20 protein-coding genes are annotated in these 23416 nt (G+C 34.5%); 13 read left to right on the top strand and 7 right to left on the bottom strand.

Going from position 1 to position 23416, the window contains the following annotated elements; all coding sequences use genetic code 11:
- Positions 1–242: 242 nt before the first annotated feature.
- The 13 genes from AC23MB_RS04195 (at position 243) to AC23MB_RS04135 (ending at position 16088) form a co-directional block, all read left to right on the top strand.
- Positions 243–3086 carry a sensor histidine kinase gene (locus AC23MB_RS04195; protein ID WP_487786593.1) on the top strand — a complete coding sequence of 948 codons (2844 nt, stop codon included), beginning with the start codon at positions 243–245 and terminating at the stop codon, positions 3084–3086.
- Positions 3079–3837 carry a LytR/AlgR family response regulator transcription factor gene (locus tag AC23MB_RS04190; protein ID WP_487786693.1) on the top strand — a complete coding sequence of 253 codons (759 nt, stop codon included), beginning with the start codon at positions 3079–3081 and terminating at the stop codon, positions 3835–3837. The genes AC23MB_RS04195 and AC23MB_RS04190 overlap by 8 nt, the downstream gene beginning before the upstream one ends.
- A gap of 193 nt (positions 3838–4030) precedes the next feature.
- Positions 4031–5965: a DNA topoisomerase (ATP-hydrolyzing) subunit B gene (gene gyrB, locus AC23MB_RS04185; protein ID WP_487786592.1), complete on the top strand. Its 1935-nt coding sequence runs from the start codon at positions 4031–4033 to the stop codon at positions 5963–5965.
- Between the two features lie 85 nt (positions 5966–6050).
- Complete coding sequence (locus AC23MB_RS04180; RefSeq protein WP_487786591.1) at positions 6051–6854, top strand: RsiV family protein; 804 nt, start codon at positions 6051–6053, stop codon at positions 6852–6854.
- 73 nt (positions 6855–6927) lie between these two features.
- Positions 6928–7773 (top strand): diacylglycerol/lipid kinase family protein, encoded by an 846-nt coding sequence (locus AC23MB_RS04175; RefSeq protein ID WP_313027958.1) that lies wholly within the window; start codon positions 6928–6930, stop codon positions 7771–7773.
- A 159-nt stretch (positions 7774–7932) separates the two neighbouring features.
- Positions 7933–9147, top strand: a complete 1215-nt coding sequence (locus AC23MB_RS04170) for an HD domain-containing protein (RefSeq protein ID WP_487786590.1) — start codon at positions 7933–7935, stop codon at positions 9145–9147.
- Positions 9148–9632: 485 nt separating this feature from the next.
- Entirely contained in the window at positions 9633–10652 is a 1020-nt protein-coding gene (gene lpxD, locus AC23MB_RS04165) for a UDP-3-O-(3-hydroxymyristoyl)glucosamine N-acyltransferase (RefSeq protein WP_374329392.1), read from the top strand.
- Between the two features lie 26 nt (positions 10653–10678).
- Positions 10679–12076 (top strand): bifunctional UDP-3-O-[3-hydroxymyristoyl] N-acetylglucosamine deacetylase/3-hydroxyacyl-ACP dehydratase, encoded by a 1398-nt coding sequence (locus tag AC23MB_RS04160; RefSeq protein WP_079667128.1) that lies wholly within the window; start codon positions 10679–10681, stop codon positions 12074–12076.
- The gene (gene lpxA / locus AC23MB_RS04155; RefSeq protein ID WP_487786589.1) at positions 12077–12865 is read left to right on the top strand and encodes an acyl-ACP--UDP-N-acetylglucosamine O-acyltransferase; all 789 of its coding nucleotides are present in this window, start codon (positions 12077–12079) and stop codon (positions 12863–12865) included. It begins immediately after the preceding gene.
- Positions 12866–12899: 34 nt separating this feature from the next.
- Positions 12900–13463, top strand: a complete 564-nt coding sequence (gene efp, locus AC23MB_RS04150) for an elongation factor P (RefSeq protein WP_312323491.1) — start codon at positions 12900–12902, stop codon at positions 13461–13463.
- A gap of 55 nt (positions 13464–13518) precedes the next feature.
- The gene (locus AC23MB_RS04145) at positions 13519–14418 is read left to right on the top strand and encodes an LpxD N-terminal domain-containing protein (protein WP_313027965.1); all 900 of its coding nucleotides are present in this window, start codon (positions 13519–13521) and stop codon (positions 14416–14418) included.
- A gap of 104 nt (positions 14419–14522) precedes the next feature.
- Positions 14523–15395 (top strand): succinate--CoA ligase subunit alpha, encoded by an 873-nt coding sequence (gene sucD, locus AC23MB_RS04140; RefSeq protein WP_079667132.1) that lies wholly within the window; start codon positions 14523–14525, stop codon positions 15393–15395.
- A 27-nt stretch (positions 15396–15422) separates the two neighbouring features.
- Positions 15423–16088 carry a porin family protein gene (locus tag AC23MB_RS04135; RefSeq protein WP_313027966.1) on the top strand — a complete coding sequence of 222 codons (666 nt, stop codon included), beginning with the start codon at positions 15423–15425 and terminating at the stop codon, positions 16086–16088.
- 78 nt (positions 16089–16166) lie between these two features.
- Here the strand turns inward: AC23MB_RS04135 and AC23MB_RS04130 are convergent, their stop codons facing one another.
- From AC23MB_RS04130 to AC23MB_RS04100, 7 genes are all read right to left on the bottom strand, one after another.
- Positions 16167–18680 (bottom strand): M1 family metallopeptidase, encoded by a 2514-nt coding sequence (locus AC23MB_RS04130; protein WP_487786588.1) that lies wholly within the window; start codon positions 18678–18680, stop codon positions 16167–16169.
- Positions 18681–18690: 10 nt separating this feature from the next.
- A complete protein-coding gene (locus AC23MB_RS04125; RefSeq protein WP_487786587.1) occupies positions 18691–19149 on the bottom strand; it encodes a DUF2306 domain-containing protein in 459 nt (152 codons plus the stop codon).
- Entirely contained in the window at positions 19091–19315 is a 225-nt protein-coding gene (locus AC23MB_RS04120; RefSeq protein WP_374329477.1) for a hypothetical protein, read from the bottom strand. The genes AC23MB_RS04125 and AC23MB_RS04120 overlap by 59 nt, the downstream gene beginning before the upstream one ends.
- 191 nt (positions 19316–19506) lie before the next feature.
- On the bottom strand, positions 19507–20103 hold the full coding sequence (locus AC23MB_RS04115; RefSeq protein ID WP_487786586.1) for a hypothetical protein: 597 nt from the start codon (positions 20101–20103) through the stop codon (positions 19507–19509).
- Between the two features lies 1 nt (position 20104).
- Positions 20105–20899, bottom strand: coding sequence for a thymidylate synthase (locus AC23MB_RS04110; RefSeq protein ID WP_313027974.1), 795 nt, complete (start codon positions 20897–20899; stop codon positions 20105–20107).
- A 97-nt stretch (positions 20900–20996) separates the two neighbouring features.
- Complete coding sequence (locus AC23MB_RS04105) at positions 20997–22421, bottom strand: CCA tRNA nucleotidyltransferase (protein ID WP_487786585.1); 1425 nt, start codon at positions 22419–22421, stop codon at positions 20997–20999.
- A gap of 363 nt (positions 22422–22784) precedes the next feature.
- Positions 22785–23339 carry an L-threonylcarbamoyladenylate synthase gene (locus tag AC23MB_RS04100; RefSeq protein WP_374329396.1) on the bottom strand — a complete coding sequence of 185 codons (555 nt, stop codon included), beginning with the start codon at positions 23337–23339 and terminating at the stop codon, positions 22785–22787.
- Positions 23340–23416: the final 77 nt, after the last annotated feature.

The raw sequence follows: 23416 nt of genomic DNA, 5'->3' as shown, positions 1-23416 counted from the left end.
AGAATAGATTTATCTTCAAAATTACAAACTTCTCGATACGATTTTTTTAAAAAAATCTACTCGAAGTGACGAAAACACCTCAAAATGCACAACGGGTAATAGTTAATAACTTTTTTATATTTTTTGGAAGACTGTCCAACGAAAGTTGAACAGTCTTTTCTAAAAAAAGATTTAATTTAAGCCTAAAATTATCATCCCATCAAGTTTGAGTAAAATTCATAATTTTGAGAAAAACAATTGCCTTGAAATTTCTATTTTTTCTGTTTTGCTCCTTATACTTATTTGGACAATCCAATCCTTATGCTTTTACGCTCAACAAAATCTCTGGTTTGCCATCAGATATGGTGTTTGATGTTAAGCAGGATAGGCAAGGTTTTATCTGGTTGGGGACTGCCAAAGGCATTTTTCGATATGACGGTGTTGAGGTCAAATCTTTTACTAGTGTGGATGTAACGGTAAAATCGGTTTCAAATATTAATCAAGATAAAAAAGGAAGAATTTGGTTTCAAGATTTTAACGGCAATATTTTCTTTGTAGAGGATAATCGGATACAGAGCTTTAAGGCTTATAAAGCAAATGGTTTTCTTAAGTACGCTCTAATTCATGATAAACTTTACATTGCGGGAAAAAAAGGCATTAGGATTTATGATATTAGCAGTTTTCGGTTGCTTAAAGAGATTCCGTTAGATCTTCATACAACTATCCAAACTGTTGCTTTGGAAGATAGTTTTTATACGATTGGAGAAGAAATCCACGTGGTTAATCCACAAAATCAATTAAGGAAATTGACTTTGCCCGCAGATTACACCAAAAAGATTACAGCTCCAATAATCACAACAGATGGGAAAAAGCTTTATGTTTTTTCTAAATTTGATCCAAGTTATTTAGTTATTAATAACGGAGAAAATAGTCTTAAGACTTTGCCTTTTAATGTCGTATTTACTCAAAACGCCAATGTTATCGATCAGGATATTTGGCTGTGTTCTACCAAAGGTTTATATCGATTCAATCCTCAGAATAATACTTATAAACACTATTTTTCAGAAACAAATATATCTTTTATTACCAAAACGGCAGTCGGTAATTTCTGGATTTCTACATTAACCAATGGTGCGTTGTATGTAGAGGATTTTAACTCTGGTTTTATTGCAACACCAACGATTCCTATACGTTTGGTAAATGAGAAAAACAACTTGTTGTTTTCCTCCAATCGCGATGAGATTTTTAGTGTAGATGAATTGTTTAATGTGCAAAGGATTTATAAAGGTAAGACAGATCATGTGATTTCACCTTTGTTTGTTGATCGTAATAATAACCGACTTCTTTTTGCATCTTCAAAATTTATAATTAAATCTCAACACGCTACTTTAGAACATATTATTGCGGTAAAGCAAATTGCGCAGTTGGATGCCAAATATTATGTGATTAGCGCCAGTACTTGGAATGGCATCATCTATACCGATCCAAAACTTAAAAGTGAGTGGGACAAAGAGTTCGGAGCATTAAAGCAACATTCGCAAGATGGGATCTACTTTATACCATTGGTGACTTCAGAAAACGGTAAAAATTGTTTTGTAGATACTAAAGACAATAGCATTTATTTTTTGACTAATTATGGTATAAGACGTTATCATAAAGGCATTACCAAAGATATTCCGAATGATACTAAGAGTGTTTTTATCCAAATGGAAAATCTGGATGGTAAAATCTATCTACTTTCTCAAAATGAAAATTTATATGAGTTAAGCTCAGGAAAAGTTCATAAAATTAAACTTCCTAATAAGTTTGAAAATGCGAAAATTCAGAAATTTAAAATTATTGATGATAGCATTTATTTAATAAAAGACAATGTGGTTTATAATTATTTGCCACAACAACAAAAGATAATTCCGGCGTTACACATCCCAAAAGATGTAGAAATTAATGATATTGCAAAGTTCCAGCATCGTTTATTTTTTTCGACTAATAAAGGGATTATTCATATTCCTTATACTAATACATTTGGTTTTCAACCTTTAAAATTATTTGTAAATAACATAACGGCAAATGGCAAAATTATCCACAACAAGGATTTTGACCAACTGAAATCATCTCAAAATAATATTGAAATTAATTTTGATATTCAGTCAGAAGCACCCAATGCACAATATGAAATTTATTATAAAATGGACGACTCTAACTGGCAAAAGATTTCTAATCTTAACAGACGTCTGGTTTTTTCATCGATTTCTAGCGGCAAACACCACGTTGTTTTAAAAATAGTTCGAGATTCTGAAGTTATTAGCAAAGAGATTTCATTTTATATTTCGCCTCCTTTTTATCTTACATGGTGGTTTTTGGCACTTTTGGGAATAGCTTTGATTTTTGGAATTTATTTCATTTTTAAAACAATTATTAAACGAATCAACTTAGAAAATTCAAAAAAAATAGAAAAACTAAACTTAGAAAAATTAGTCAATCAGAATAAACTTAAATCTCTGAAATCCCAGATGAATCCTCATTTTTTCTTTAATGCACTCAATACTTTACAATCTTATATTGTGGCTAATGAAAAGAAGGAAGCCGTATTCTATCTGTCTAAATTTTCAACATTAACTCGATCTATCCTTGATATGAGTGACCGAGATAACATCTCCTTAAAAGAAGAAATTGAAACTCTAAAAGTCTACCTCGATTTGGAAAAAGCTAGATTCGATAATGATTTTCAGTATAGTATTTTTGTAGATGAGCAATTGGAAAATTCAGATGTTACAATTCCTACCTTGCTTATTCAGCCTTATGTAGAAAACGCCATAAAACATGGGCTTTTACACAAAAATGCGAATAAGAATTTAGAAGTTACTTTTGATAAATTTAATGATATGTTAATGATTAAAATTGAGGATAACGGAATTGGAAGAAAAAGAAGTATGGAACTGAATGCTATAAAAAATAAAAACCATAAATCTTTTGCAACACAATCCTTAGAAGAGCGAATAATGTTGATTAACCATAGCGAGCAATACCAAATTAACATACAATATATTGACAAAAATGACAATCGAGGAACCATAGTCCTTTTAAAAATAAAATCAAGTGATGTGTAACGATATTAATGCAATAATAATTGACGACGAAGAAAGGGCTCGGATGAATCTAAAACTTTTAGTCGAAGAATTCTGTCCTGAGATTAAAATTCTTGCCGAATGTAAAAGCCTTTCCGCAGGTGTGAAAACTATTCGCAAAGAAAATCCTGCGCTGGTCTTTCTAGATATCGAAATGCCTGGTCATAGTGGATTAGAACTTTTAGATTTTTTTAATGAATCCGAAGTTAATTTTTCAATTATTTTTGTGACTGCTTATAATAATTACGCCATTAATGCCTTCAAATTATCGGCTGTAGATTATTTACTAAAACCAATCAATCCGCAAGATTTGCAAAACGCCGTTGCTTTATTTCAGAAACGAAAAAATCAAACAGATAATTTGATTGCGCTCAAAACCAATTTAGAACATTCTTTTAATAACAAGATTGCAATTCCAGTTTCCGGAAAAATTATCTTTATGAATATCGAAGATATACTCTATCTAAAAGGGGATGGAGCTTATACGACAATTAATAAAACTGACAGAACAAATTTGTTGGTCTCCCGTAATCTTAAATATTTTGAAGACTTTTTTAAAGATAATAACAGCTTGATGCGTGTCCATCGGTCTTATATTGCTAATCTTAGCCATATAGGAAGTTTGGGAAAAAAAGATGGTGCATATATCGAATTTCTGAATGGCGATTGGATTCCCATTGCTAATGATAAGTTACAAGAAATACTAAATAAAGTGAATTTCATGAAGAAATAATTTATAATGCTAAGGGATATTTTAAGGTATTATCGAATAACTTTGAAGTCAAATTTCATCTATTAAAATATAATTTATTTATGCAAGTTGACTATATTATTTAACTAATTTTTGGATGCTAAAAACTTTCAAAACCCGAAAATTTTCACGATATTTGTAGGTCTTTGCACAGCGCAAAAATTAAAAATTTTATATGAGTCAAAAACAATATACAGCAAGTAGTATTCAGGCATTAGAAGGAATGGAGCACGTACGTATGCGTCCTTCGATGTACATTGGTGATGTGGGCACGAGAGGTCTTCACCATTTGGTTTATGAAGTAGTGGACAACTCTATTGATGAGGCTTTGGCAGGTTATTGTGATACAATTACGGTAACCATCAAAGAAGGCAACGGAATTGAGGTGACCGATAACGGTCGTGGTATTCCAGTTGATTTTCACGAAAAGGAGCAAAAATCAGCTTTGGAGGTTGTAATGACCAAAATTGGAGCAGGAGGGAAGTTCGATAAAGATTCGTATAAAGTTTCGGGAGGTTTACATGGTGTTGGGGTATCGTGTGTTAACGCACTTTCTAACGACATGATTACGACGGTTTTCCGTGACGGAAATGTGTATCAACAACATTATCAAAGAGGAAAAGCTCTAGAAGATGTTAAGCAAGTAGGAAATACAGACAAGCGTGGAACAATGCAGTTCTTCCAGCCGGATGATACAATTTTCACTGATTTGGTTTACAATTACGATACATTAGCAAATCGTTTAAGAGAACTTTCTTATTTAAATAAAGGAATTACAATCACTTTAACAGACGAAAGACAAGTTTTAGAAGATGGAAGTTTCAAATATGAAGTTTTCCATTCTGAAGGTGGTCTTAAAGAATTTGTTGAATATATCGATGGAAATCGTGAATCGATAATGGAACACGTTATTTACATGGAAGGTGATCGAGAAGGGATTCCTGTAGAAGTGGCGATGCGTTATAACACGTCATTTAACGAAAACCTTCACTCGTATGTTAACAATATTAATACACACGAAGGAGGAACACACCTAGCAGGTTTCCGTAGAGCATTAACAAGAACTTTGAAAAAATATGCTGATGAACTTGGTTTACCAGCAAAAGAAAAAGTAGAAGTAACAGGAGATGACTTCCGTGAAGGACTTACAGCAGTTGTTTCTGTTAAAGTTATGGAACCTCAATTTGAAGGTCAGACGAAAACGAAACTAGGAAACTCAGAAGTTTCGGGTGCTGTAGATAAGATTGTTGGTGAAATGCTAACGAACTTCCTAGAAGAAAACCCATCTGAAGCTAAAACAATCGTTCAGAAAGTTGTTTTGGCAGCAAAAGCACGTCAAGCAGCTAAGAAAGCTCGTGAAATGGTTCAACGTAAATCGCCAATGGGCGGTTCTGGACTTCCAGGAAAATTGTCAGATTGTTCTTCGAAAGATCCAGCAGAATCAGAATTATTCCTAGTGGAGGGAGATTCTGCGGGTGGAACAGCTAAACAAGGTCGTGACCGTCATTTCCAAGCTATTCTTCCTTTGAGAGGTAAAATTTTGAATGTTGAAAAATCGATGCTTCACAAAGTATATGACAACGACGAAATTAAAAATATCTATACAGCATTAGGTGTAAGCGTGGGTACGGAGGAAGATTCAAAAGCCTTGAATTTAACAAAACTTCGTTATCATAAAATTGTGATTATGACCGATGCCGATATCGATGGATCTCACATTTCGACTTTGATTTTGACGTTCTTCTTTAGATATATGAAAGAATTGATTGAGAATGGATATGTCTATATCGCTCAACCGCCTTTGTATTTGTTGAAAAAAGGTAACAAAAAGATCTACGCATACAACGAAAAAGAGCGTGAAGAAATTACTCTAGAAATGTCACCAGACGGAAAAGGAGTAGAAGTACAACGTTATAAAGGTCTTGGGGAAATGAATCCTGAACAGCTTTGGGATACAACGCTTAACCCAGAACACAGAACCCTGAAGCAAATCACTATTGAAAATGCTGTTGAAGCAGACAGTACATTTTCGATGTTGATGGGAGACGAAGTTCCACCAAGAAGAGAGTTTATTGAGAACAATGCAATCTATGCAAGAATTGATGCATAATTTTTCTTTTTAAATTTAAAATAAAACATTAAAACCTTCCACTTTTGGAAGGTTTTTTGCTGTCCAAAAAGCAAAACTGTAGATTGTGAAGTTATTCTTTGGAAGCTTGGTTGCGGGTTCGTTGGTATTATTTAGTTGTTCAAAAAAACAGACCACGGAGGTCAATATCCCTACGTTTGATAAAGATAGTATTGCCGCGGAAGCAGCATTTAAGATGGATTCTATTAGGATTTCGGACTCGATAAAAGCTGGTACTAACCTAACTTTGGCTTATGATAATAGCGTCTTGTTATTTCCGACAATTACTAATAAAACGGTTTTGGATAGCATCTATGCACCAACATTATTAAAAACAAATGATTATTCTAAAACAGGTTTTGCAACGGCTTTCGAAGAAGATAAATCTAATTTTTATAAAGAAAGTAAACCAAAAGATTTTCAACCAGGATCGCATCAGACTTGGGACTCTCAATCGCACATGTCGGTGTTTTCTAACCAAGATGACATGTTAACAATTCGATATACAAACGGCGGTTTTTCAGGAGGTGCACATGGTTATTACAATGAACTTTATAAAGTTTTTGACCTTAAAAACAATAAAAGTATTCTACTTTCTGACATTGTCAAAAATCCAAAAGATAAAATTTGGAACCAGCTCTTGATGGACAGTTTTACGAAAAATGATAAAGATGGTCAAAAAGATATGTTGTTAGAAAAAGTAATTCCACTTAATACCAATTTTTATTTTGGAAACAAGTCGATTACTTTTGTCTATAACCAATACGAGATTACCGCTTATGCAGCGGGCGTAGTCTATATTACTTTAGATTATAAAGATATTAAAGACCAACTAAAACCTGAATTTTTACAACGTGTACGATTTAATTAACAATTAATTAATAAAACGTATTTTTGCAATATCAAAACTCCGAATTATCGGAGTTTTTTATTAGAATTTATCCATGAAAACAGCTTACATTATCAATCCTTTTTCAGCTAAAAAAAATTATAAAAGCTTTTTGACAGCTTTAGAATCGAGAGTTGAAAATCCTTTGGTTTTAGTTTCAAAATCGATTGAAGACAGTTTTGATTTTATTAAACAAAATTGGAACGATGTTGATGTTTTTGTGGCAATCGGCGGCGATGGAACAATCTCTACGGTTGCAAGTAAATTGGTTAATTCTGATAAAATTTTGGCGGTTTTTCCAGCTGGTTCGGGTAATGGTTTTTCTAATGAAACTAATTTTTCTAAAAACATCGATTCTCTTTTAACAAAGCTAAAAAAGAAAGATTTCAAATTGGTGGATTCTTTCTCGGTGAATGGGAATTTGTCGATTAACGTTTCTGGCGTTGGTCTAGACGGTAACATTATCGAAGGATTCGAACATTCTGAACGTGGTTTTAGCAGTTACATCAAAATTACGGTAGAGAAGTATTTTAAATTTAAACCTATTCAAGTTAAGTTTGAAGAAAAATACAAACAATTCGACGGCGAATATATGATGGTGAATGTCGCTAACAGTCGTCAATTCGGGAATAATGCCTACATTGCGCCACAAGCAGATATGTCGGACGGTAAAGTAGAAATCGCTTTGGTTAAGAAATTTCCGTTGCCTGCAGGACTTTCTTTTGCTTACAGAATGTTTACAAAAAGCTTAAAACCTGGAAAATATTTACAATATATTTCTGCCTCCGAAATTTCTTTTACGGTGGATTCAGAAGCTTGGCATCTTGACGGTGAATATCACAAAATAAAATCGCCAGTTGAGATTAAAGTACTTCCTAAAAGTTTGAGAATTTTGGTTTAAATTAAAAAAGTTATTTATTGATATTGAAGATTTTCGTTATTTATATTTTTTAGTGAAAAATTTAATGTTAAAACTTGGCGATCTAAAACTCAAAATTGAATTGATATTAATATTGATTTGAATCGAAAACTGTATCTTTGAGTCAAACAAAGCCTTTCTATGCTTAACAAACTCAAAATTATCAACGATCCGGTTCACGGTTTTATCAAGATTCCACACGAGATTCTTTATGATGTAATCGAACATCCTTATTTCCAGAGACTTCGCAGGATTTCTCAGACAGGATTGTTGTCGTTGGTTTTTCCGGGCGCCAAGCATACCAGATTTCATCATGCTTTGGGCGCGATGCATTTGATGTTTACAGCACTAGAAACTTTGAAGTTAAAAGGCATTTCCATTTCCAAGGAAGAAGAAAAAGCGGCTTTGTTGGCGATTTTGTTGCACGATGTTGGACATGGACCATTTTCTCACGCGTTGGAAAATCGATTAATGGACAATTGGCACCATGAAAAGTTGTCCTTATTGTTAATGACAAAACTAAACGAAGAATTTTCGGGTGAGTTGACTTTAGCGATTGAGATGTTCAAAGGACAATACTCGCGCAAGTTTTTCAACCAATTGATTTCGTCGCAGTTGGATGTCGATCGTTTGGATTATCTAAAGCGAGATAGCTTCTACACGGGCGTTTCGGAAGGTAATGTTAATACGCAGCGTATTATTTCCATGCTTAATGTGTCGAACGACGAGTTGGTCGTTGACTCCAAAGGAATTTATTCGGTAGAGAATTATTTAACAGCGAGAATGTTCATGTATTGGCAGGTTTATTACCACAAAACGGCGGCTTTGTCAGAACATCTGTTGGTGAAAATTTTGGGAAGAGCAAAAAAGTTGGTTTCTGAAGGAACTTCTTTGGATGCGCCAAAATATTTAAAATATTTCTTAGAAAATCAGCATTTCGAAGAAGAGAACGAACTCAACTTGAAAAACTTCACGATGTTGGATGATATGGACGTTTACCAAGCGATAAAATCGTGGACAGAATCAGACGATTTTGTGTTGTCTTATCTTTGTAAAGCTGTTATTTATCGTCATTTCCCGAAAACGATGTCATCATCACAATATTTTTCCGAAGATTTTATTCAGGCCAAAATTCAGAAGACCAATCAACTTTTCGGTATCGATAATGGGAACGAGTTGGTGGATCAAATTTCGAGAAGTCTTTTGCCTTATGACACCGAAAAGCAACCAATATTTTTGTTAGACAAATCGGGCAAAAAAATCAAATTGGAAGATTCCGAAAATCAGATTTTGTCGTCGTTTATCAATCAAGTCAATACAAAATATATTCTGTCTTTTCCTCGCGAAGTGATATAATATTTGGGCAATCCCTTGCGCATTTCGCCTAGCTTTGCCGATGCTCAATCCGCAAGGTCGGGCTATCCTCTCTATCTTTAACTTGGCTGCTCGGACGGCTCCGCTGCGCTCCGCCGCGTCGCGCCAAGCCAAAGGATGCCGCATCTATCCCTATTGCAGAAATAATTAGAAAATTAAGTTTCCAAAATTTAATAATATTTTAATTTCATTGACAATTCAAAAAAAAGATAGTCTAGAGTGGATTTTTCAGAAAATTAATGAAGAAAAAAATTATGTATTTGGAATAGTTTTTAATTCAATAAAATCGAAAAATCACCAGTTTTAGTATGTATTACTAATCAGATTATCTGTGATAGAAAATTATTTAGAAAAAATTATCTTTCAAAAAAATGCAGAGAATTTAGGAGATTAAAAATATTTGACAAAATTGTAAAATGTTATCAAAAATGTAATGTGTAATTAAGAAATTGTTATCTTTGCACGATATGGAATTTACTGCAGAGCAAATTGCTAACTTTATAAATGGTAAAATCATCGGTGATAAAAATACAGTTATTACTGGGGTTTCTCCTATAGAAAATGGCCAAAGTGGTCATTTATCATTTGTAGCACAAGAGCGTTTTTCACATTTCATAGACACAACAGATTGTTCTGTACTTATCGTGTCACAAAATCTCTTGAAAGAAAATCACACCTATTCACCAGTTATTATTGCGGTGGAAGATGCTTATCTTTCGTTTCAGATTTTGATGAATCTTTACAACGATCTTAAAAAGAAAAAGTCAGGCATCGAGCAGCCGTCTAGCGTTAGCCATTCTGCGGTAATTGGTGACGATGTGTACATCGGTGCATTTACTTATATTTCGGACAAGGCGGTTATCGGCGATAACTGTCAAATATATCCACAAGTCTACATCGGCAAAGGCGTTAAAATCGGAAAAAATTGCAAAATTGATTCTGGTGCGCGTATCTACGATGGTTGTGTGATTGGCGATAATTGTATCATCCATTCTAACACAGTTATTGGTGGCGATGGTTTCGGATTCCAATTGAGTCCAGAAGGTTTCAAAAAAATTCCTCAACTAGGAAATGTCATTTTGGAAGATGATGTGGAGATTGGTTCTAACTGTAGTATTGACCGCGCAACAATTGGTTCAACCGTAATTGGAAAAGGGACGAAAATCGATAATCTTATTCAGATTGCTCATAACGTGAGAATCGGTCAGAATAACGTAATCGCTGCACAAGCTGGTATTGCAGGTTCAACCAAAATTGGAGACTGGAACCAAATCGGCGGTCAAGCTGGTATTGTTGGACATATCGAAATCGGTAACCAAGTTAAAATCCAAGCTCAAAGTGGCGTTAATAGTAATGTAAAGGACAAAGAAGTTCTTTATGGTTCGCCAGCTATTCCTGCGGGAGATTATCGTAGAAGTTATGTACATTTCAGAAACTTTGGCGATATTATAACGAGAATTAATAATTTAGAAAATAACAAAAAATAAAATTTGTTAAAAAAAATATCTTTGCAATGAGTGATAAACAAAAAACTATACAAGAAGAAATACATCTATCAGGTATAGGACTGCACACAGGAAAAGAAGTGAATCTTACCATGAAACCAGCTAAAGAAAATACTGGTTTTGTTTTCGTAAGAACAGATTTGGAAGGTCGCCCACAAGTTGAAGCTGATGTTAATTATGTAACAACTACTGAACGTGGAACTACTTTAGAAAAATTAGGTGTTAAAATTCACACTTGCGAGCATCTTTTAGCGGCGTTGGTTGGGATGGATCTTGATAATGTTATCTTGGAAATGGATAGCTCGGAGCCACCAATTCTAGATGGATCTTCTAAGTTTTTTGTAGAAGCTATCGAAAAAGTTGGTGTTGAAGAACAAGCTGCGAACAGAGAATATCTTGTTATTAAAGAAGTTCTTAGTTATGTTGATCCTAACACAGGTTCAGAAATTACAATTATTCCGTCGGAGAATTACGAAGTGACGACGATGGTCGATTTCGGGACTAAAGTTTTAGGAACTCAAAATGCAAGCTTAAAAAATCTTTCTGACTTTAAAGAAGAAATTGCTTCGGCAAGAACTTTTAGTTTTTTACATGAGCTTGAGCAATTGTTGGATCATAACCTTATCAAAGGCGGTGACATCAGTAACGCAATCGTTTATGTTGATAAAGAATTAACACCAGAAACAACGGAAAAACTGAAAGTTGCTTTCGGTAAAGAAGATGTTTCTATCCGTCCAAACGGTATTTTGGATAACTTAACGCTTAACTATCCTAACGAAGCGGCGCGTCACAAATTGCTTGATGTAATCGGTGATTTAGCTTTAGTTGGTGTTAAAATTAAAGGTCGTGTTATCGCTAACAAACCTGGACATTTTGTAAACACACAGTTTGCGAAGAAACTTAACAGACAATGGAAACTTCAGAAGAAGAAAAATGTTCCAGATTTTGATTTGACAAAAGAACCGGTGTTTGACATTAATGGTATTATGAAGTTGATGCCCCATCGTCCACCATTCTTATTGTTAGACAAGGTTTTAGAATTGTCAGATACGCATGTTGTAGGTCTTAAAAATGTAACCATGAACGAACCTTTCTTCGTGGGACATTTTCCTAAAGAACCAGTTATGCCAGGCGTTTTGCAAGTAGAAGCTTTGGCGCAAGCTGGAGGAATTTTGGTTTTGGCTAGTGTTCCGGATCCAGAAAATTATTCGACATATTTTATTAAAATTGATAAAGTAAAATTCAAAAGAAAAGTCGTTCCTGGAGATACACTTATCTTTAAAATTGAATTAATTGAACCAATAAGACGTGGTATTGTGCATATGCAAGGTTACGGTTATGTTGGCGATTCTGTCGCTCTGGAGGCAGAACTTATGGCACAAGTAGCAAGAAATAAAGTAGACTAAATGGTACATCAGTTAGCAGTCGTAGACAAACGTGCCAAGATTGGCAAAAACGTCGTTGTAGAAGCTTTTACTACTATTGGCGGCGATGTAGAAATAGGAGAAGGAACTTGGATTGGTCCTAATGTAACCATCATGGATGGTACCAGAATAGGGAAAAATTGTAAAGTTTTTCCAGGTGCTGTGTTGGGTGGTATACCGCAGGATTTGAAGTTTGATGGTGAGGATACGTTTGTGTATATCGGCGATAACACGGTGATTCGCGAAGCTGTAACAGTTAACCGTGGCACCAAAGCTTTAGGTTATACCAAAATCGGAAACGATTGTTTGGTGATGGCAACAGCGCACGTCGCTCACGATTGCGTATTGGGTAATAATGTGATTATTGCTAACGCTTGCGGAATTGCAGGTCACGTAGAAATTGGTGATTACGTTGTGATGGGAGGATTAAGTGCCGTTCAGCAGTTTTGCAAAATTGGAAAACACGTGATGATTTCTGGAGGATCTTTGATCCGAAAAGATATTCCGCCTTATGTTAAAGTGGCTAGAGATCCAATTTCGTATGCTGGTATTAACTCAGTTGGACTTAGAAGACGTGGTTTTAACAATGATAAAATTTTTGAAATTCAGAAGATTTATCGTGCCATTTTTCAAATGAAAATGAACACAACACAAGCCATCGAATTCATCGAAAAAGAAATGCTACCAACGGTAGAAAGAGACGAGATTTTAACCTTTATCCAAAACTCACCGCGAGGTATTGTTAAAGGCTACGGCTCATCAAAAGACTAAATTTAAAAATTATAAAATAAAGAAATAAATATTAATGGCAACAACAGCTGATATCAAAAAAGGTCTTTGTATTGAATACAGTAATGACATCTACAAAATCATAGATTTTCAACACGTTAAACCAGGAAAAGGTCCTGCTTTCGTAAGAACAAAATTGAAAAGTGTAACCAACGGAAAAGTTATAGATAACACGTTTTCTGCAGGGCACAAAATCGATGAAGTTAAAGTAATTACTAGAAAATTCCAGTATTTATACGATGACGAAAATGGTTTCCACTTTATGAACAACGACGATTTTTCTCAACTTTACATCAATAAAGAAATGATTGAAAACGCACAATTCATGAAAGCTGGAGAAGAGGTAACTATTGTTTTGAAAGAAGCTGATGAGACGCCACTTTCTGCTGAGATCCCACCAACAGTGTATTTGGATGTTGTAGAAGCTGATCCAGGTGTTAAAGGTAACACAGCAACTAACGCTCTTAAAAATGCAATTGTTGAGACAGGAGCAAGAGTTTTGGTTCCGTTGTTTATCGAAGCTGGAGATAAGATTAAAGTTAATACAGAAGACGGTTCTTATCTGGAAAGAGTAAAATAAATAATATAAGCGTTTTGATTTCCAAAGCGCTTTTTTTTGATAAATAGTTATTGTTATGACATTTAGCCAACCGCAGACGCTTAAGTCTATCGCTGATCTTATCCAATCAAAATATGTTGGTCCCGAAGATTTTCAAATTTTAGGTACTAATGAAATTCACCGTGTTAAAGCTGGAGAAATTGTATTTGTAAACCATCCTAAATATTATGATAAAGCATTACACTCGGATGCAACGATTATCTTAATTGATAAAGAAGTAGATTGTCCAGAAGGAAAAGCGTTGTTAATTTCGGAAGATCCTTTTAGAGATTTTAATAAAATTAATACACATTTCACGAAAATTAGTAATTTTTTTGGTGAACTTTCTAAACCAGAAATTGGTGAGAATTCTCAAATCCATCCAAGTGTAACTATTGGTAACAATGTTAAAATCGGAAAAAATTGCATTATTTACCCTAATGTCGTTATAGGAGATGACACAATAATTGGTGATAATGTTATAATCCAAGCTAATACGGTTTTGGGCGGAAACGCATTTTATTACAGAAAGTTAAATTGCAATTTTGATAGATTAATTTCTGTCGGGAATGTCGTTATCGAAAACAATGTAGAAATCGGTGTTGGATGTACAATTGACAGAGGCGTTACAGATATTACGTTAATCGGTGAAGGCAGCGTCTTAGACAACCAAATCCAAATTGGACATGATACCGTTATTGGTAAACGTTGCTTAATTGCATCACAAACAGGAATCGCAGGTTGTTGTATTATCGAAGACGAGGTGACAATTTGGGGACAAGTTGGTATGGCTTCAGGTCTTAGAATTGACTCTGGGACGGTACTTCTTGCCAAGACTGGTGTTAACCGCGATCTTAAAAAAGGAACTTATTTTGGACTTTTGGCAGATCCTTTTAGAGATTATCTTAAGAAAGAGGTTAAACTTAAAAAACTCTAAATTAATTCTGTGATAAAAAACAAAAATCAGTATTCACTTTCCAAGAATATTGACTATTTTTGTGTTTTATCAATATTATTTAAAATTTAAAAAATAAAAATAAAATGTCAGTATTAGTAAACAAGGATTCTAAAGTAATCGTACAAGGTTTTACAGGTAACGAAGGAACTTTCCACGCAGGTCAAATGATCGAATACGGAACAAACGTAGTAGGAGGTGTAACACCAGGAAAAGGTGGAACTGAGCACTTAGGAAAACCAGTATTCAACACAGTTGCAGATGCTGTTGCAAAAGCGGGAGCTAACGTAAGTATCATTTTTGTACCGCCAGCATTTGCTGCAGATGCAATTATGGAAGCTGCAGATGCAGGTATCAAAGTTATCGTTTGTATTACAGAAGGTATCCCTGTAGAAGACATGGTAAAAGTTAAGAGCTACATCCAAGACAGAGATTGTAGATTAATTGGACCTAACTGCCCTGGGATCATTACTTCTGATGAAGCTAAAATTGGTATTATGCCAGGTTTCGTTTTCAAAAAAGGTAAAGTAGGTATCGTTTCTAAATCTGGTACTTTAACTTACGAAGCTGCTGATCAAGTTGTAAAAGCTGGTTACGGTGTATCTACTGCAATCGGTATTGGTGGTGACCCAATTATTGGTACTACAACTAAAGAAGCTTTAGAATTATTCATCAACGATCCAGAAACTGAAGCAGTTGTTATGATTGGTGAGATTGGTGGTTCTCTAGAAGCTGAAGCTGCAAGATGGTACAGAGATAGCGGTTCTAAAAAACCAGTTGTTGGTTTCATCGCTGGACAAACTGCGCCTAAAGGTAGAACAATGGGACACGCTGGTGCTATCGTTGGTGGAGCAGAAGATACTGCGCAAGCTAAAATGGCTATCATGAGCGAATGTGGTATAAACGTTGTTGATTCTCCAGCTGAGATTGGTGCAACTGTAGCTAAAGTTTTAGGATAATATTTTAGAACCCAAGACTTTCGTTTGATGAAAAAAATAATTTTTGGATGTGCTTTAGCATTGGCTACAATGGTACAAGCTCAAGTTGATTTTAGTGCGACAAGATTTGGTTTAACGGCTGGTCCGACATATTCTAGAATCCAACATGCACATAATCCATCTGGACCAAGATATTCATTTTATGGAGGAGTTGTAGCTATAACTCCGGTTGGTGGAGATGATCAATTTTATGTACAAACAGAATTATTATATGTAGGTGCGGGCGAAACGGGTGATAAAAGTACTGAAAGCAAAAGAGGTTGGAATCATGCGGTATATGCTAATAATTATTTGAGCTTACCAATTAATTTTAAAGCTTATTTTTCTGAAGGAGAAAGTGAATTCTTTGCTTTAGGAGGACCAAGATTTGATTATTTGATTAATCAATCTAATAAAAATATTCCGCCAGGTAAAGAGGATTATGCAGTTGACCGCTACGGAAAAGGTAGAGCTTTTAATGTTGGACTTGGTCTAGGGATTGGATTCAGTTATAAAAGACAATGGGAAGCTACTCTGAAATATGATTATCACTTGCTAAATGTGTATCCAGATCTCAAAAATTCACCAATTGAACAAGCTACAACTGACCTAAGTGTTGCTAAAAAGAAAAGTGAACATATGATTGGTCTAGGTATTTCCTATATTTTTCAGTAAGTTTTTTCTTAAATAAATAAAAATCCCGCGAAACGAAGTTTCGCGGGATTTTGTTTTTAATAATAATTTTTGAAAATGTTATTTATAATCTTCAATCGCTTTATTAATCGCGTCAATTTGTTCATGAAGACTTTGGCTTTGAGGATTTTGTTTTAGAAGTTGCATCTTCTTATTTAAGCCTTCTTTCATGATTTGTACCAATATCATTTTTGCCTGTGGATTTGCAGAAATCTCACTTTTTGCTTGTCCCATAACTTTGGTCATCGCTTTGGTTGCTTTCGTATTATCAGAATTCATAATCCAGTTAAAACCTTCTTCGGCAACAGCGCCAAGCTCTGCATCTTGGAATTTAATAAAAGGATAAAATAAAACTTGACCACCAATATTTTCCATTTGCGATTCGATTTTATTTTTAACGATAATCGGCATCAATTTGTTGATTAGATCTTCAGAAGCATTTGATAAATCAATTTTCTGCATTAATGCAACAGTTTTCTGAGGCTCGATATCTGCAAAAGCTGCGATAGAGTTTCCTGTAACTGAATTGGAAACCGCAGAAATTCCTTTTCCATAAATACTAACGTACTTTTTATCTTTCGTTTTAGAAAGTGCCGAAATTGCCGCAGCTTGTGTTAATGTTTTTGAATCGTTTTGAGCAATATTTTCAACATCTTTTAGAAGAAGTTTAGCTTGTTCAGGCTTTGATAAGTCAATGGCTGAAAGTGCTAGAATTCTGATTCTATGTGAAGAATCTTTAAGTGCGGCTGTTAATATTTTTAAAACAGAAGTATTTTTATCAATATTTTCTTTTGCAAATTCTACAGCAAGATATCTACTTTTAAATTCTTTTGCTTTTGTGTATTGAACTAAATATTGATCCGCAGTTTTGTTATCATTTATTTCAGTTAAAAGCACTTGATCTGCATTAACGTTCACTAAGTTGGGTTGTTGTGCAAAATTAAATGTAAAACTTTGACTAGCTTTCGCATCTGCCCAAACATTATAACGCTTCGGAATACCATTTTCGTAAACATCAATCGCTAACGGAAACTGAAAATAAGCACCAGATTGTGTTTGTGTTACGGCAACATTCACTTGTTTTTTAACAGGTTCGTAAGTGTAATTGATGCTAAGTTTTGGATGTCCAGCGCCGAAATACCATTGGTTGAAAAACCAGTTAAGGTCTTTTCCTGAAGCTTTTTCGAAAGACAAACGCAATTGATGCGCTTCAGCATTTCCGTATTCGTAGGTTTTAAGATAATCATTTAATCCTGAGAAAAAAGCATCGTCACCCAAATAATTTCTTAACATGTGAAGAATGCCACCACCTTTGTTATAAGTTACGGAATCGAAAACATCTTCTCGCGAATCATAATCGAATCTAACCAAATTCTTCGTGAAGTTGGCAGGATTCATTTTATAAGCTTGAAGTGATTTTATTAATTTGTAATCGGCTTCGTCTTTACCGTATTTATGCTCGTTCCAAAGATATTCGGAGTAGTCAGCAAAACTTTCATTAACTGTTAAATTGCTCCAACTTACGGCTGTTACCAAATCACCAAACCAATGGTGGAACAGTTCGTGTGCAATGGTGTCTTCCCAACGGTTTTCGTCAATTAGGTCGCCAGGTTTTTGTTGAGAAGCTTCGCCGTGTAAAGTCGCTGTCGTATTTTCCATCGCACCAGAAACATAATCGCGTCCAGCCATTTGATCATATTTTGCCCACGGATAAGGATAATTTAACTTGTTCGAAAAGAACTCCATCATTTCTGGTGTGTTTCCAAAAATCTGTTTAGCATAAGGCTCGTATTCCTTTTCTACATAGTAATTTACAGGAATATTTTTCCATTTATCTTTAATAACTGCAAAATCGCCAACGCCCATAAAGAATAGATAAGGCGAATGTTTTTTGTCCATTACCCAATAATCGGTTCGCATGTTGTTAGCTTCTTTTGTTGAACTTTTCAAAAGTCCGTTCGATAACGTAACGTATTTATCAGGAACCGTCATGTAGATTTCCTGAGTTGTTTTTTGGTTGGTTTTATCAATGGTTGGGAACCAAGCTGAAGAAGATTCGGTTTCGCCTTGCGTCCAGATTTGCGTTGGTTTGTCAGGATCTTTTCCTTGAGCGTTGATGAAGTACAAACCCTTTGCATCGTTAATTGCAGCACTTCCTTTTTGCGTTACTTCGTTCGGACGCGCTGTATATTTGATGTAGACCGTGTAATTTTGATTTTTTTGATAAGTTTTGTCAAGATTTATTTTTAAAATATCGTTTTTGTAATCGTATTTAAGTGCTTGTTTTGATCCGTTTTTGTCCAAAGCAACTTCGTGGATCAACATGGCTTTTGCATTAAGAACCAAAGAATCTGTCGGCGTAAAGTAAGGTGATGCAGTCAACCATTCTTCACCATGAAGCTGTTCTTTCTCGTAGTCGAAACTAACTTTTAATTTGGTGTGTTTTAATTCTGTCATTTTGGTATGTGTCGCACGGTAGACTTTTTCTCGTCCCGAATAATCTGTTTGCGCAAAAGCTAAATTAGAATTAAATAAAGCGCCTAACAATAATGAAGATATGACGATTTTTTTCATAAGAGTTCTATTATTTAATAACATCTAAAGTCGATGTTTTAATATTTTTAGTGATAATATAAGCAAAGATAATATTTGGAATCCAACATAACCACACAACGATGCGATAAGCGATGATAAAATCTTGGAAAATCCTTTGTTGTAATGGCAAATAAATTCTTAATGTCACAGCAGAAAAGCAGGCAGCATAACTGTAAATCATCATTTTTTGATGCATTACTAAGTTCCTTTTTTTAATAGAAGTAAATGCTAAAAATATTGCTAAAAACCAAACGATGCCTAGAGAAGCAAATCCAATTGCAGTGTTAATTCCGCCTGTTGCTTGTGTCGCAATTCCGATCCCAGCCAACGAGCTTAAGAATACAAAAATGATATAAAGTTCCCCCACTTTTCGATGGAAGCTTAGATTTTTATTTCTCCATTTTGGAACAAATTGTATCCAACCAATTAAATAACGAAAGTCCTCCAAAGATGATGTGCGTGTAGAAACCAATATTCCAAAATAGATTTTGTAAAACTTCTTGATCTTTAAACCGAAGTAGTCCAAAACTTCGATCTAGGAAAACATAAATCAAAGGATAAAGTCCGATTAACACACAGAAAACAGCAAAAATGATGAAGAATGTTTTTTTCATTCTTTATTGAATTGTTATCAAATAAGTGCTCAAAGATGATAAATTGTTACAAAATACTATTATAAAAAAATGTTATTTATTCGACAATTTGTAGTCCATTTAGTTTTAGAAAATCATCAAATTTTTGATAGGAAGATTTTTATTAAATATACAAAAAGCCCACGCTTAAAACCGTGGGCTCAATTCAATTATCAATTAGATGTTTTTCGTTTCTCTAATGTGAAGACATATTTTGTTGTATTTCTATGTTGTCGTGCAATTTTTGATATTTCCGCTGACAATTCGGGACTTAGATTAAATTTCGAAAACTCATCATAAAATAATTCCGAAGTTTCTACTTCTCCAACCAGACAACCTCTTCTTGAAAATATTTTTTTGTTTTTTTCTAAGAAATTTGAGAAAACGATAGGAATAACATTTGGGCTATTTTCCGAAATAGCTAGATGTGCATAGAAAGCAATAACATCATTTTTATTTGATGTCAGTTTTTGTAAATCCGTTCGTGACGCCTTATTTTTAAGTTCAATAAAGGTAGAATAGGGTGGTATCTTATCTTCTTCTACATCACCTTTACCAGATATACCATCTGAAAAATAATTTAATTTCGAAATTGTAGCTACTTCTGATCTTATATATTTTGGAACTTGAAGCGTATCAATAATGCCTGTTCTAGGTTCTAAAATATCAACTAAGACTGGCGGATATTCTTCATTTTCAGTAATTTTTACTTCTTGTTTTGCACAGTTTTGAAAACAAATAATAAAAATTAAAAATATAAAGTTTCGCATCCTATATCGCAACAGGCGCTTTTATTCCTGGATGTGGATCGTAATTTTCTAAAGTGAAATCTTCAAAATCAAAATCAAAAATATTTTTGATGTTTGGATTTAATTTCATTGTTGGAAGCGCTTTTGGTTCGCGCGCCAATTGTCTGTCAACTTGCTCAAAATGGTTATTGTAAATATGGACGTCACCAAAACTATGCACATAATCGCCAACTTCGAGGTCACAAACTTGCGCCACCATCATCAATAACAACGCATAGCTCGCAATATTAAAAGGTACGCCTAGAAAGACATCCGCACTTCTTTGATAAAGTTGCAGCGACAATTTTCCATCCGCCACATAAAACTGAAACATCGCATGACAAGGCGCTAAAGCCATATTCGGGATTTCGGCAACATTCCAAGCGGAAACGATAAGTCTGCGAGAATCTGGATTTTTTTTGATCTGGTCAATGACTTCTGTTATTTGGTCAACGATTTTTCCATTGGCACCTTCCCAGCTTCTCCATTGTGCGCCGTAGACAGGACCAAGATTTCCGTTTTCATCCGCCCATTCGTCCCAAATGGAAACGCCATTATCCTTTAAATATTTAATGTTAGTATCACCTTTTAAGAACCAAAGCAACTCATAGATTATCGATTTAAGATGAACTTTTTTCGTCGTAACCATCGGAAAACCTTTCGACAAATCATAACGTAATTGATAACCAAAAACGCTTCTAGTACCAGTTCCGGTGCGATCGGTTTTGTCAGTTCCGTTATCTTTAATATGTTTTAGGAGATCCAAATAGTTTTGCATAAGAGTTTAATTTTATGTTTAAAATAGAAAAATATTTTCCGTTTTTAAAAGTATTGAAATTCAAATTTAGTAAAAAAAGAAATGACGAAGAATTGATTTAGGATACCAAATCCAAGCCTAGAAGTTTTGCTTCTTCAATGACAAAATTTCGCGCTTCTTCTTTATCATTACTAATAATACCTTCCAAAATGGCTTCTTTAACCTTTTCTTTCAGAATACCAATTTCGCGACCAGGTTTTAGGTCAAACATTTCCATAATTTCTTCTCCCGAAATCGGTGGTTGAAAGTTGCGGATATGATCTTTTTCTTCAACCTCTTTTATTTTTTCTGCGACATATTCAAAGTTCTTTTTAAAACGGGTTTGTTTAGCATAACTTTTAGTCGTAATGTCAGATTTGCAAAGAACAATTAAATCTTCTAAATCTTCGCCAGCATCAAACAAAAGTCGTCGTAGTGCAGAATCCGAAGCATTGTCTGTCACCAAAGCAATCGGACGTGCGTGCATTCTGACCAATTTTTCAACGTATTTTAAATCCTGATTTAAAGGAAGTTTAAGACGTTTAAAAATATGTTTAACGATTTTGGAACCCAGAAACTCGTGTCCATGGAAAGTCCAACCTGTTCCTTCAACAAATTTCTTGGTTGGCGCTTTTCCAATGTCGTGGAGGAGCGCTGTCCAACGCAGCCATAATTTATCTGTGTTTTCAGAAATATTATCGACCACTTCTAAAGTGTGATAAAAGTTGTCTTTATGCGTTTGTCCATCGACATCTTCAATACCTTTTAGAGCTGTTAATTCAGGTAAGATAATTTGCAGAAGTCCAGTTTCTTCGAGTAATTTTAATCCAACTGAAGGCTTTTCGGAAAGCATAATTTTGTTGAATTCCACCATAATGCGTTCCATAGAAACGATGTGGATTCTCTCAACTTCAGTTTTTATAGCTTCTAAAGATTTTTCTTCGATGTTAAATCCAAGTGTTGACGCAAAACGAATCGCGCGCATCATACGAAGTGGATCATCCGAATAAGTCTGAAAAGGTTCTAGCGGTGTACGAAGGATTTTTTGTTCTAAATCCTGAAGTCCATTAAAAGGATCAATCAACTCGCCGAAATTATCTTTATTAAGCGAAATTGCCATCGCATTAATTGTGAAATCGCGACGTTTTTGGTCATCTTCTAAAGTTCCGATTTCTACAAAAGGTTTGCGACTGTCTTCGCTGTAGCTTTCTTTTCGAGCACCAACAAATTCTAGTTCGAGGTCGTTGTGACGGAACATTGCGGTGCCATAAGTTTTGAAAACAGCAACTTTTAGTTTAGGATTAATTTCTTTCGCAATGCTTTCTGCAAGCTCGATTCCCGAAGATTCTGTAACGAAATCGATGTCGGTCGGCGCCTTGCGCTTCATTAACAAATCTCGAACATAACCTCCAACTATATAGACAGATTGACCGTTGCGATGGGCAACTTCCGAAATGATTTTGAATAGTTTTAAATTTTTGTTCTGAGTTAAATTAACATTCATAAGGCTTTCCGCAAATATTTGCTTGCAAAGATAAGGCTTTCCTTAATTATGATTTGTCATTTTTTGAATAAGAAAAAGTCATGTTGTCAGATAATTTGTCTGAAAGTTGACAAATATGTCAAATTGCTATAACTTATTAGTATGATAGTTGTTAACGATGGCAGATTTTCTTAATTGGTACAAATGTGGTGAATATCTTATCGAACAAAAGCTAACTCATCAAAATTTATTGGGTAGTAAAAAGTAGTAGTTTTTTTTCATAGTTTATTTTTTCTTCAGGCGACACCATAGGTGCCGCCTGAAGTTTTTTTATACGAAAAAATAAAAGCTTTATTAAGATGAAACTTTTTTTAACTAAAAAAATTACTCTCTCAAGACTTTAATCTGTCCGTTTTTCCAAACTTTAATAACTGAAGAACCAGAATATTTAGAGATTTTTTCGCGGTTTTCTTCCACTGCATAATCTACAGCATCTATTATTTCTTGGGAAATATCTGAGAATTTAAGAGGACTTTTGTCTCCACTTAGATTTGCTGAAGTTGAAACGATTGGTTTATTAAGTTTAGAAATTAGTTTTTTACAAAAATCATCTTTTACCAAACGTATGCCGATAGAACCATCCTCAGCCAAAGCTTCTTTTGGAAGACCTTTTGCCGATTCGTAGACAATGGTAACTGGTTTTTCGGAGAGATCGATAATCTCCCAAGCCATCTCCGGAACATCCACCAAATCTTGTAGTCTCTTTTCGTTTTCGACCAAAATAATCATGGATTTATTCGCGTCGCGATGTTTGATGTCGAATACTTTTTTTATCGCTTCAGGATTAGTTGCGTCACATCCTATGCCCCAAATTGTGTCAGTTGGATAAAGAATTGTGCCACCGTTTTGTAAAGACTCTATTGTTTTTTCTATGCTCATGATTCAAAATGAATTAATCTGGAATGTTACAAAAGCTTAAAATTATAAACTATTGAATAATAGGCTTTTTATTAAAA

The sequence above is a fragment of the Soonwooa sp. T0.1_25 genome (genome assembly GCF_057652215.1).
The sequence above is the reverse complement of the archived record's forward strand: the minus strand, read 5'-3'. Positions and strand labels throughout refer to the sequence as shown.